The following is a 10,822-nucleotide window of genomic DNA, read 5'->3' as shown; positions in this document are numbered from 1 at the left end:
CGGACGAGAACGTTCCGTCAGCCTGGACGTAGGCCGTCGAGGTCTTCAGGAAGCGCGGCTGGGTGTCGCCGTCGGACTTCACGCGGATGGTGAGCGACGTACCGGGTGCGACCGAAGCCGTACCGGAGATGGTCTGCTCAGCAGCAGCCGCGACACCGAACTCGTCCTGGTCAAGGTCGAGCGTCGGCTCGACAACTTCGTACTCTGCGGAGACGGACTCATCGTCCTCGGCGAGGTCGCCGTCCTCAAGGACGGTGAACGTCGCGTTGAACGCGTCGTCGTCTTCAACAGCGAACTGCTTGGAGCCGTTGTCGTAGTAGTCCGTACGCGAGGACGAGACGTCGTCGAGGTCGTAGGCGATGAAGTACGTGTCGTTGTCGCCGTCAGCGANGATGACCGTGGCGCTGGAGCTGTTGATGCCCAGAACCTTCTCATCGCGGTTCGGACCAGGGTTGGTCTGCTCGACGGTGACGTTGAACTGCGAACCCGTGAGGGTGTCGAAGTCAGACTCGTCGAATGCGCCTTCGAGACCCGTGGCGGAAATCTGCTGGACGACGAAGTCGCCGTTGGCGACAGCGTCGGATTCCGTCAGGTTGCCGTTGTCGATGGCGTCGTAGACGTCTTCGGTCTCAGTGAGGTCTGCGCCCGTCGGGGCCGTCCAGATCTTCTGAGACGCCGTGCTGCGTTCTTCGAGGACGAGGGTGCCGACGTTGTCGGCGTCGCCGCCCGTCGAGACTTCGAGGTCGTAGTCACCAGCGTCGAGCGTGGTCGTGACGCCCGTCGTGATGTTCGAGTCCTTGATGGTCACTTCGTCGTCGCTGTCGTCGACACTGAACGAGTCAGCGTCGTCAGCGTCGTACGTGTTGAACAGGAGGATAACCTCGCCGTCGTCGTTACCGTCTTCGACGGTTGCGTTCGCGGTGTAACCGAGGTTGTCGCCGCCGATCATGACGTCGGCTTCGTCCGTGCCTTCGAGGGTCACGGTGATTTCAGCGATGTCGCCAACCTGTTCGGTGACGACGGAGGTGTCGAAGTTGGACGTGGAGTCCTTTGCCTTCGAGACCGAGACCGTGTCGGATTCGACGGTAACACCGGAGAAGGTGTCCGTCACTTCAACGGTGTAGTCGCCGGCATCCAGAGTGCCCAGGTCGAAGTTGGCTTCACCCTGACCGTCGAGCGTGAGGGTCTGGGAAGCGCCGTCGACTTCGTCACCGTCATCGTCGAGCGCGACGACGTCGACGGTACGGCCGTCGGCGTTCGCCGTGAGCGAGCCTTCGAGAGCGTCTTCATCCGTGATGTTGAGGTCGTCGACAGAGACTTCGAGACCGAGGTCACGGACGTCGACGGAGGACGTCTGGCTGTCGAATTCGAACTCGTAGGAGTCGAGTTCACGGTCGGACGTGTCGAAGAGGAAGACCTTGCTGTTCGTGCCGGTGGAACCGTCGAACACGTAGTCGTTGTCTTCGTCAACCGCTTCGACTGCAACGTCTTCGTTCGTGTTGTTCGAGACGACAGCAACAGTGGAGCCCTTGTAGGCCGTGTTGTTGTTGGTGCCGCTCACGTAGACAGGCGCGAAGGTGACGTCTTCGGTGCCGGTCATCGTGTTACCGGAGGAGTCGGAGACGTTGTACTCAACTTCGAGGTCCTGCGTGTAGACGTCGCTGAGCTGGAAGACAACGCGACCGTTCTTGTTGACGTCTTCGCTCGTGTCGCTGAAGTCTTCACCATCGGTCAGGTTGATGTTGTTGATGGTGACGCCTTCGCTGAATGCGACTTCGACCTCACCGTCAGCCTTTGCGCTACCGTTCTGGTAGTGGATCGCCGAAAGGACGGACGGCTTCTCAGACGACTCAACGGTGAGTGCGTCGGAGACGTTCACATCTGCGGTCTCGCCTCCGCTGAGGCTACCGGCAGAGCTGTTGAGTGCCGAGACGTTGTAGGTTCCCGTGCTGACATCCGAAAGATCGAGGTCAGAGGAGAACGAGGTCGGGTCAGTAGAAGACACAAGAGGCTCCGAGGTGTCGTAAGCCCCGTCGTCGTCTTCGTCAACCCACACATAGTAGTTGTTAGCGCTTCCGTCAGTCTCTGCAACCGAACTCACACCGACAGACGCACTGGGACCTGCTTCAACGGTAGAGGTCGCCAGAGAAACGCCTTCGGCGTCAGCAACAGCCGTGCCCGTGAACGCGATGGACCCGGCAAAGACCGAGAGAACCATCAGCGCAGAGAGCAGGACTGCGCGAATCTGTTTATTGCGTGTCATTGTTTAGAGATGTTTCTGCAAGCGGCGAAGCAGCTTTCGTCCCGAATACGCCCAGGGGTAGGTCAGGGCGCGGGGTTACTCGCTGGAATCACCTTGGGTAGGGGTACGCCCGGACCTATCTCGGGGGCATATAAATGCTTTGTGTATTCTATTGGTAACAATACACTCCAGATACGAATAATGTTGTCTAGCTGAAAATAAGTACCAAGAGATGATTTTATGCCGAACGCCGGAGTGAAGATGTCACTAATTATTCGGGTGATTCGAAATCCGACGGCAGAATCTCTATCTCGTGGCCGTCGGGATCCTTCGTGAAGGCGTACCGGTCGTCACAGGAGGCTGGGTCACGGTAGTCTTCGGCTTCTCGTTCCATCAGCGACTCCCAGTAGTCGTCGAGGTCGTCGGCACGGACGGCAAGATGACCCCACGCGTCACCCATCTCGTAGGTTCGGCCGTCATAGTTGTACGTTAGCTCGACGGCCATCGCCTCCTCCGCGGCGTCCTTCGGCTTCATGAAGTAGTTCGCGAAGGTGTCGGACTCCCAGCGACCGGTGTGTTCGTACTCGAACTTCCGCGTCCAGAATCCGAGTGCCTGGTCGGCGTCCTCGACTCGAATCATCGTGTGGTCGAGACTCCACGTAGCGCCCTGATTCCGCTGGACGATTTCGACCTCGTGGCCGTCTGGGTCCTTCACGAACGCGTAGCGACCGCCGCACGACTCGGGGTCGCGGTAGTCTTCGACGCCCTCGTCCATGAGTTGCTGGTAGGCGTCTTCGAGTTCTCCCTCGGGGACGCGAACGGCGATGTGCCCCCACGCGTCACCCATCTCGTAGGTGTGGTCGCCGTGGTTGTACGTAAGTTCGAGGACTGCACCATCCTCGTGAAGGTCTTCCGGACCGAGATAGACGTTGGTGAACGTCTCGGCTTCCCACCGACCTTTCTCCTCGTAATCGAGGTGGGTCGTGTACCAGTCGAGCGATTCGTCGAGGTCTTCGACGCGGAGCATCACGTGGTCGAGGGTTCCGGACATACCCGAGAGGTGTAACTCACTGTCGAAAAGCATACCGGACCCGGAAGCCTTCGAATGTCGTTCACACGGTGTCTAGCCGGTGGTGTGTAGCCCAAAGACGTGCCGCATAAGTACTCTCCACTGGAACAGCGTAGTCGTGTCTGGCCTCCCCAATCCAGTGCGGCTTCTCATCCTCGGTATCGGCCTTGCCCTCTCTCGGCTCGGCCTCCTCGACCGCGAGCGAGCGGTCCGTACGACCGACCTCGCGTGGCCTCGCATCGTAACGGGCATCGCCCGCATGTCGAAGAACGCCGTGGACGTTGCGATGGTTGGGCTTGCATCTGGGACCGTCGCAATCACCGGTGTTGGATTCGCGGGGCCGTTCTGGGGACTCGCATTCGCCCTCGGCGGCGGTATCGCAGGCGGAACTATCGCACTCGTCTCACAACGATACGGGGCCGACGCACTGCACGAGTTAGGGCTGGCAGTGCGGTCGAGTGCGTTCTTGACCGTCGTGGCGACACTCCCCGTCACGGCGGTGTTCTGGCTGTTTCCGACCGAACTGTTGTCGCTTTTGACCGACAAGCCTGATGCTATCAGACTCGGCGCGGAATACCTCAAAGTCGTTGGACTGGGCGTTCCATTCGCGGGACTGAACCTTATCGGAAGCCGTGTCCTCGTCGGTGCCGACGACGCCTACACCGCGATGACACTGCGCGGGAGCGGGGCCGTCATCAACATCGGCATCAACGCGGTGCTCATCTTCGGACTCGGTCTGGGCGTCCTCGGCGCGGCACTGGGAACCGTCCTCTCGAACGTGGTCGTAACGAGCGCATTCGCTATCGGCTTGTCGCGTGGACGACTCCCAGGCATCGGGGCGTTTCCGGTCACTATCGACCCCTTCGGCCAGTTCGTCGACCCGGACACACTCCGTGACCTCGTCGACATCGGTCTGCCAGTGATGGGACGGGGATTAGTGTGGACGGTCGCAGAGTTCCCGATGCTCGCCATCGTCGACAGTTTCGGTCCCGACGTCGTCGCGGCGTTCGTCATCGCACGGCGTATCTGGGGGCTGATGAACACGCCCGGGTGGGGCTTCGGACTAGCGTCGTCGAGTCTCGTCGGACAAGCACTCGGGAAAGACGACGAACGGACGGCGGAAATCTACGGGCACGAAGTCATCCGGTTCGCCGTGGCGACGTACCTCGTCTCCGCACTCATCGTCGCGGTGTTCGCACGACCCATCGTTCTCGGCTTCGTCGACGACCCGACGAGTTCAGCGGTCCCTATCGCGGTCGACCTCGTGCACGTCGCGTGTCTCGCCGTCATTCTGCAGGGTGTTTCTGGCGGGTCGGCAGGCCCGCTCGACGCCAGTGGAGACACTCGATGGACGTTCGGGAGCCAGTTCGTCGGGATGTTCTTAGGGTCAATTCCGCTTGCGTACATCGGGTCCGTCACGTCGCTCGGTCTCGTCGGACTCTACCTCGCGTTCGTCGCCGAGACGACGATTCCGGCGACGCTCAACTACTATCGGTTCCAGACGGGAACGTGGAAAGCCGTCAGTCGAGACTACCGCCCAGAGTCGCACGCGGACGACTGAATCACCGTTTACGCGACCAGTACAGATACCCCGCGACGGCCCACAGAAGTACTGTCCCAAGTGGCCACGCAGTTCGTCCCGGTTGCACGGAAAATCCTCTCGCGACTTCGAGTTGGGTAAGCCCGGCACAGACGAGTCCAGCGACAGTAAGCCGAACGTCTTCACGGTCGAAGAGCAGTCCTGAAGTAACCCCTGCAAGCGCGACGAGATAGCAGGCGACGCCCAGCGGCCAGACGAGAATATACTCTGGGAGTCCACGTGTGAACCGGAAGAAGAAGTCAGTAATCGTGGTGAGACTCACGGGTGATGGTGTGAAAAGCCCCCACGCAAAGAGGAACGTAACCGACCCGGACACGTACGTCTGGATTGACCACGGGGCGACCCCGGCGAAGAAGACGAGAAGGAATCGACCGAAGCGAGAGTCGTCGGGAGCGGAAGAAGAGCCGTCGGCGGTTTGGGTGGTCACCGCTGGGCGATGATGCGGAGCACGTCTTCGTCGGCCAGTTCGTGGTCGCGGCCGACCTGCTGGTCGTCGTGCTTCGCACTCGGTCCAGAGACGCGGGCGAATCGGAAGCGCTCGTCGAGTTTGGCCCCGAGTTTCTGAATGGCGTCGTCGATGGTGTTTTCGCCCTCGTGGAGGACGAGTGGCTCCTCGTAGTCGACACCGCGTCCAGGTTTGTCCATGTAGACGCGAATGAGTCCGAGCGCGTCCCAAACCTCCTCTTTCAGCGAGTCGAGGCCCTTCTCCGCTTCGGCGCTGATGAACGTCACCTCGTCGGGGTCGAGACCGACGTCGCGAAGGTTCTCTTCGACGGTCGGGAGATAGTCCTTGTCGATGAGGTCCGCCTTGTTGACGGCGACGATAGACGGCAGGTAGACGCGATTTTCCATGATGCCGTCGATGAGTTCGTCAATCGTCGTCTCACCGCGGAGCGTCACTTCGGCGTTGACGAAGCCGTGTTCGCGAAGGATGCCCTTTATCGTGTCCTCGTCGAGGTCGACACTGTCGCTCTTCGTGACGTTGATTCCACCTTTCCCTTTCTTCTTGATAGAGAGATTGGGTGGCGTCGTGTCGAGTCGAATCTTGTTGTTGTAGAGTTCTTCGCAGAGTCGTTCGTACCGCTCGATTTCGAACACCGAGAGCATGAAGACGACGAGGTCGGCAGTGCGGACGACAGAGAGAACTTCCTTTCCGCCACCGCGGCCGCCAGCGGCACCTTCGATGAGACCCGGGACGTCGAGTATCTGAATGTTCGCACCTTTGTACTTCAACATCCCCGGGTTGACGTCGAGCGTCGTGAACTCGTACTCGCCGGTCTCGCTGTCGGCGTTGGTGAGCGCGTTGATAAGCGTCGACTTTCCGACGCTGGGGAACCCGACTAGCGCGACGGTCGCGTCGCCCGTCTTCTCGACTGCATAGCCTTGGCCGCCACCCGCCGAACTCTGGTTCTCGAGTTTCTCTTTCAACTCCGCGAGCTTCGCCTTCAATCGACCGATATGGCCCTCAGTAGACTTGTTGTAGGGCGTGTTGGCGATCTCCTCGCGGATATCTTCGATCTCTTCCTCCAGTCCCATCGTCACAAGTTCCGCCGCGTCCGTCGAAAAACCCTTTCCTTCCGACCCGAGGAAGTAGCACACCCCCGAACCCCCGTTCTTCATCCATTGCTCGCGTCACCAACGCGAGTTCTCATATCGTACTGCCTGTTCTCCATATTCCTCATACCGAAACTCCTGTTCTCTATATTCATCTTTGGCGCCCTCGCGTGTGTATGCGAGCCTCAATATCACTCAAATATATTCGGCACGATTATTGTTGGTGAATTCGACGCGCCGATGAAGGCAATGCCGGACCCCAGAACGTTCCGTGACAGCACACAGATACTCATCCCGTGCGAACTTCTCGCAGACCTTCGCGAGGAGATCAAAGCCGAGTTCGTCGTCACAATTTACGAACACGCGCCCGGGATGTGTCGAATCATCGGGAGTCCGGTCGAAATTCGCGCCGTCAGCGACTTTCTTGCACGGCGTGGTATTGCGACCCCCTGACGACCGGTCTCCGAATCTTGCGCATCCGGCGGCGTTCGAATCACAGTTCCGAAGGGCTTGTTATCTCACAGTCCAAGGGGCGGGTATGGACGAAGCGCCGGGTCTCTCTGACCAGTACCGCACTGCCAGCCCATGGCCAGTGTTCGTCGCCCTCGGCATCCCAATCTCCGAACTCGGTCTCCTGTTCGGTCTCTTCCCCCTCGCAGTCGGGGGACTGTTGTTGTTCTGCGGGAGCATCGCGGGGATGCTGAAAGAGTCCGGCTACGTCGAGTCGACGATACGCTCGCTGGTCGTTCTCTCGGCGATTCTGTTCGCCTTCGGCGGCGCGCTGGCGTTCACCGAAATCAACCTGGTTACTCGCGGATACGCGACGATTGCCGCCGCCGCGTTGCTCCTCGTCGGTGGTGTCGCGTTCGAACTGTTCGTTTGGGACAACAAACAGGCAATCTGAGTCAGGACGGGAGGTGTAGTTGACTCGATACCGCGCGAGAAACCAACAATCTATTTGAACAGCCTCCCCGAGAGACCCAATATGGCAACCAAGACGTTCGACAAGGACACCATCCTCGACTTGACGGTCAACATGGTGCCGTTGGCCATCATTCTGTTCTTCGTGGTGGCCTTCGCCGTCGTCAACCCGTTCGGGTTCGAATCGCTCGCCTCTGGGCTTCAGTACACGCTGCTTATCGCACCGTTCGTGCTGCTCGCGGTGCTGACGTACCTCTCTGGGAAAGCTATCGCGGGGTCCGAGAAGTCCGACACTGTGTACCCACCAGGACAGGCGACGGTTCCGGGCGTTGGACCGCTGCACGAAGAAGAGGAAAAAGCAGAAGCGGCACTCGAAGAATCGGCCGACGCCGACGCGGAAGAGACTGCTGAATAACGGGCTTAAAACCCCCTGTAGCGCAGGGCGTTCCCGAACCTTTCATTACCCTGCACTCCTCACCCACTTCCATGGAGGTTAACGGACAGTTAGCACTGACGGTGCTTATGGGGGTCTTCCTCATCACCGTCGCCGCGTGGCTCGCGCGGATCGAAGATTGGCGGTCATATACCCCTCTCGCTGGTGGTGGGGCCGTCGGAGGTACCAAAGAGCAGTACGTCTCGGAGGAGAAGCCTTCAGGACTCATCCGCTGGTTGACAACGGTCGACCACAAAGACATCGGGATGCTCTACGGCGTCTACTCGCTCATCGCGTTCGCCGTGGGTGGCCTGATGGTCGTCGCGATGCGTATCGAACTGGCTGACCCCTCGATGACGCTGCTCTCGAACACGTTTTACAACTCGTTGCTCACCAGCCACGGGATAACCATGTTGTTCCTGTTCGGGACGCCCATCATCGCGGCGTTCTCGAACTACTTTATTCCGCTTCTCATCGGCGCGGATGACATGGCGTTCCCGCGTATCAACGCTATCGCATTCTGGCTCTTACCACCGGGGGCACTGCTCATCTGGGCCGGGTTCTTCCCCATCCCGGACATAATCCCGGCACAGACTGCCTGGACGATGTACACGCCGCTTTCGGCGGGTGTCGGCTCCGGGAACCAGATGAACGCGGGTGTCGACCTGATGCTCCTCGGACTGCACCTCACCGGTGTCTCGGCCACGATGGGTGCGATCAACTTCATCGCGACCATCTTCACCGAACGCAACGAGAAGGTCACGTGGGCGAACCTCGACATCTTCTCGTGGACCATCCTGACGCAGTCGGGACTCATCCTGTTCGCGTTCCCGCTTCTCGGCAGCGCGATTCTGATGCTGCTTCTCGACCGGAACTTCGGCACGGCGTTCTTCTCGGTCGATGGCGGCGCAATCCTCTGGCAACACTTGTTCTGGTTCTTCGGTCACCCCGAAGTGTACATTCTCGTGTTGCCCCCGATGGGTATCGTGAGCCTCGTGCTCCCCCGCTTTGCGGGTCGTCGCCTCTTCGGGTTCAAATTCGTCGTGTACTCCACGCTGGCAATCGGCGTCCTCTCGTTCGGTGTCTGGGCGCACCACATGTTCGCGACGGGTATCGACCCCCGTCTCCGCGCCTCGTTCATGGCCGTCTCGTTGGCTATCGCGATACCGAGCGCAGTCAAGACGTTCAACTGGATTACGACGATGTGGAACGGGAATATTCGACTCACGACGCCGATGCTCTTCTGTATCGGCTTCGTGTCGAACTTCATCATCGGTGGCGTCACTGGGGTCTTCCTCGCGTCGATTCCGATCGACCTCATCCTCCACGACACGTACTACGTCGTCGGTCACTTCCACTACATCGTCATGGGTGCGATTGCCTTCGCTGGCTTCGCTGGGCTCTACTACTGGTTCCCCATCTACACCGGCCGGATGTACCAGACCACGCTCGGTAAGTGGCACTTCTGGCTGTCGATGATCGGGACCAACCTGACGTTCTTCGTGATGGTGCTCCTCGGCTACGGTGGCATGCCGCGTCGCTACGCGACCTACCTTCCGCAGTTCGCGACGATGCACCAGCTCGCGACTGTCGGCGCGCTCATCCTGCTCGTCGGCCAGATGATCTTCGTCTGGAACTTCGTCCAGTCGTGGCTCGAAGGCCCCAAGGTCGAAGACGGCGACCCGTGGGACCTCGGCGAGGACAACCTCACCACTGCGGAGTGGACCTGGTTCGAACGGAAGCTCCAGACCGCTGTCACCGACGGCGGTGAAGAAGAAGAAGCAGAACTCGCGACCGACGGTGGCGAAACCGTCACCGACGCGGACGACGAGTAATCGCTGACACGAACACTTCGGTTTCTTTCTTTCGACCGCTCAGTCCCGAGCGGTCGCTATCGAATTCACGCGGTGACTGGACCCCTCGTCGAGCGACGATTTGGGTGTGACTACGGCGCTCTGTGGGCGCTGGCAGCGACCAGCGCAGTTGCTCATTTGACGACAGTGAAAACGAGTCGAGTCTCAGACGACGAGCAGAATACCCACGACAAACATCAAGAGCGCGATTCCGCCGAGGATGATGCCGAGGATGTCCGTGTCCGACATACGCGACCGTTAGTGTGTGCGAAGAAAGGTGCATCGGTGTGTCCGCAGCGAACGAAAACCGCTAACTCCGTCGCCTACACATCCGAGGACGTGAGCTCGAACGTCCGCGGTCAGCGATTCGTCATCGGGTTGTATGCGGCGCTCGTCACCGTCGCCGGTGTCGCAGGGTTTCTCACGGGGACGTTCGTCTCGGGACTTCAACCGCCGAAGTTCCTCTTTCTCGTGCCATTCCCTGCGACTCCCCTCGGATTCGCGGCGTACGGTGCACTGACTATCGCACTCGTTTTGGGACTTCCACTCCTCCTCGTGGTCTACGTCTCCAGCCAGATAGACGACGTAGCCGGATAATTCGAACGACAGTGTCGGGGTCGAGGGACGAAAATCAACACAAACACTAATATCGGCCCGTGGGACGTGATAGTATGTATCACATCGTAATCGGCGTCGACGACGACACAGAACACGCACTCGCCTGCGTCGAGGAGGTTGTGAACCTTCCGGGTGACCCTTCCGAAAAGGAGGTGACGCTCGTCCACAGTTTCACCGACAATCCGAGCGGTGCGTCCGCGACACAACTGCACTCGGTCAGAGAGGCGAGTGAGTACCTCGAAGACAACGGAATCGCCTACGACGTGAACGAATCTTCTGGCGACCCCGCAGACGTCATCGTCGAATTCGCAGAGAAAGAAGAGGCAGACCTCATCGTCACCGCCGGGCGAAAGCGGTCTCCTGCAGGAAAAGCACTGTTCGGCAGCGTCACGCAGTCGGTCATCTTGAACTCCGACCGCCCCGTCATGGTGACGGGAGAGACGAAGCGCTCGTAACTAGTACACGCGGTCGGCGAGTCGTTTGTCGCCGATATGGGAAGTTCTTAGAACACAGTCACCAACTGTCGGTTCGA

Annotated in this window: 11 protein-coding genes; 7 read left to right on the top strand and 4 right to left on the bottom strand. The window is 59.7% G+C overall.

All coding sequences use genetic code 11. The features are described from left to right. The coding region (locus C453_RS06680; RefSeq protein WP_449404885.1) for an ArtA-dependent S-layer glycoprotein at positions 1 to 2,218 on the bottom strand (2,218 nt) is incomplete at its 3' end. A gap of 295 nt (positions 2,219 to 2,513) precedes the next feature. Continuing rightward, on the bottom strand, positions 2,514 to 3,293 hold the full coding sequence (locus tag C453_RS06675; protein WP_049907556.1) for a VOC family protein: 780 nt from the start codon (positions 3,291 to 3,293) through the stop codon (positions 2,514 to 2,516). Positions 3,294 to 3,429: 136 nt separating this feature from the next. Here C453_RS06675 and C453_RS06670 point away from each other — a divergent pair, with 136 nt between their 5' ends. After that, positions 3,430 to 4,872: an MATE family efflux transporter gene (locus C453_RS06670; protein WP_049907555.1), complete on the top strand. Its 1,443-nt coding sequence runs from the start codon at positions 3,430 to 3,432 to the stop codon at positions 4,870 to 4,872. Between the two features lies 1 nt (position 4,873). On the opposite strand, the gene C453_RS06665 is transcribed toward C453_RS06670, so the two are convergent. Further along, positions 4,874 to 5,338 (bottom strand): TIGR04206 family protein, encoded by a 465-nt coding sequence (locus tag C453_RS06665; protein ID WP_008323485.1) that lies wholly within the window; start codon positions 5,336 to 5,338, stop codon positions 4,874 to 4,876. Then, entirely contained in the window at positions 5,335 to 6,447 is a 1,113-nt protein-coding gene (locus tag C453_RS06660; RefSeq protein WP_008323484.1) for an OBG GTPase family GTP-binding protein, read from the bottom strand. The genes C453_RS06665 and C453_RS06660 overlap by 4 nt, the downstream gene beginning before the upstream one ends. Positions 6,448 to 6,714: 267 nt before the next feature. Here C453_RS06660 and C453_RS06655 point away from each other — a divergent pair, with 267 nt between their 5' ends. The 6 genes from C453_RS06655 (at position 6,715) to C453_RS06630 (ending at position 10,745) form a co-directional block, all read left to right on the top strand. Next, positions 6,715 to 6,918: a VNG_1110C family protein gene (locus C453_RS06655; RefSeq protein WP_049907558.1), complete on the top strand. Its 204-nt coding sequence runs from the start codon at positions 6,715 to 6,717 to the stop codon at positions 6,916 to 6,918. Between the two features lie 85 nt (positions 6,919 to 7,003). Then, on the top strand, positions 7,004 to 7,369 hold the full coding sequence (locus C453_RS06650) for a DUF7541 family protein (RefSeq protein ID WP_008323482.1): 366 nt from the start codon (positions 7,004 to 7,006) through the stop codon (positions 7,367 to 7,369). A gap of 81 nt (positions 7,370 to 7,450) precedes the next feature. After that, complete coding sequence (locus C453_RS06645; protein ID WP_008323481.1) at positions 7,451 to 7,801, top strand: DUF6684 family protein; 351 nt, start codon at positions 7,451 to 7,453, stop codon at positions 7,799 to 7,801. 107 nt (positions 7,802 to 7,908) lie between these two features. After that, on the top strand, positions 7,909 to 9,654 hold the full coding sequence (locus C453_RS06640; RefSeq protein ID WP_008323480.1) for a cbb3-type cytochrome c oxidase subunit I: 1,746 nt from the start codon (positions 7,909 to 7,911) through the stop codon (positions 9,652 to 9,654). Positions 9,655 to 10,011: 357 nt separating this feature from the next. Next, positions 10,012 to 10,269, top strand: a complete 258-nt coding sequence (locus C453_RS06635; protein WP_049907557.1) for a DUF7520 family protein — start codon at positions 10,012 to 10,014, stop codon at positions 10,267 to 10,269. 74 nt (positions 10,270 to 10,343) lie between these two features. Further along, positions 10,344 to 10,745, top strand: coding sequence for a universal stress protein (locus C453_RS06630; protein WP_008323478.1), 402 nt, complete (start codon positions 10,344 to 10,346; stop codon positions 10,743 to 10,745). The last annotated feature ends 77 nt before the right edge of the window (positions 10,746 to 10,822 follow it).

The organism is Haloferax elongans ATCC BAA-1513 (genome assembly GCF_000336755.1).
GTDB lineage: Archaea > Halobacteriota > Halobacteria > Halobacteriales > Haloferacaceae > Haloferax > Haloferax elongans.
Note: the sequence above shows the minus strand (reverse complement) of the source record. Positions and strands in the feature narration are given on the sequence as shown.

Coding starts and splice junctions, on each gene's coding strand:
- C453_RS06675 (WP_049907556.1), bottom strand. CDS start 3,293: ATGTCCGGAACCCTCGACCACGTGATGCTCCGCGTCGAAGACCTCGAC.
- C453_RS06660 (WP_008323484.1), bottom strand. CDS start 6,447: ATGGGACTGGAGGAAGAGATCGAAGATATCCGCGAGGAGATCGCCAAC.
- C453_RS06655 (WP_049907558.1), top strand. CDS start 6,715: ATGCCGGACCCCAGAACGTTCCGTGACAGCACACAGATACTCATCCCG.
- C453_RS06650 (WP_008323482.1), top strand. CDS start 7,004: ATGGACGAAGCGCCGGGTCTCTCTGACCAGTACCGCACTGCCAGCCCA.
- C453_RS06645 (WP_008323481.1), top strand. CDS start 7,451: ATGGCAACCAAGACGTTCGACAAGGACACCATCCTCGACTTGACGGTC.
- C453_RS06640 (WP_008323480.1), top strand. CDS start 7,909: ATGGGGGTCTTCCTCATCACCGTCGCCGCGTGGCTCGCGCGGATCGAA.
- C453_RS06630 (WP_008323478.1), top strand. CDS start 10,344: ATGTATCACATCGTAATCGGCGTCGACGACGACACAGAACACGCACTC.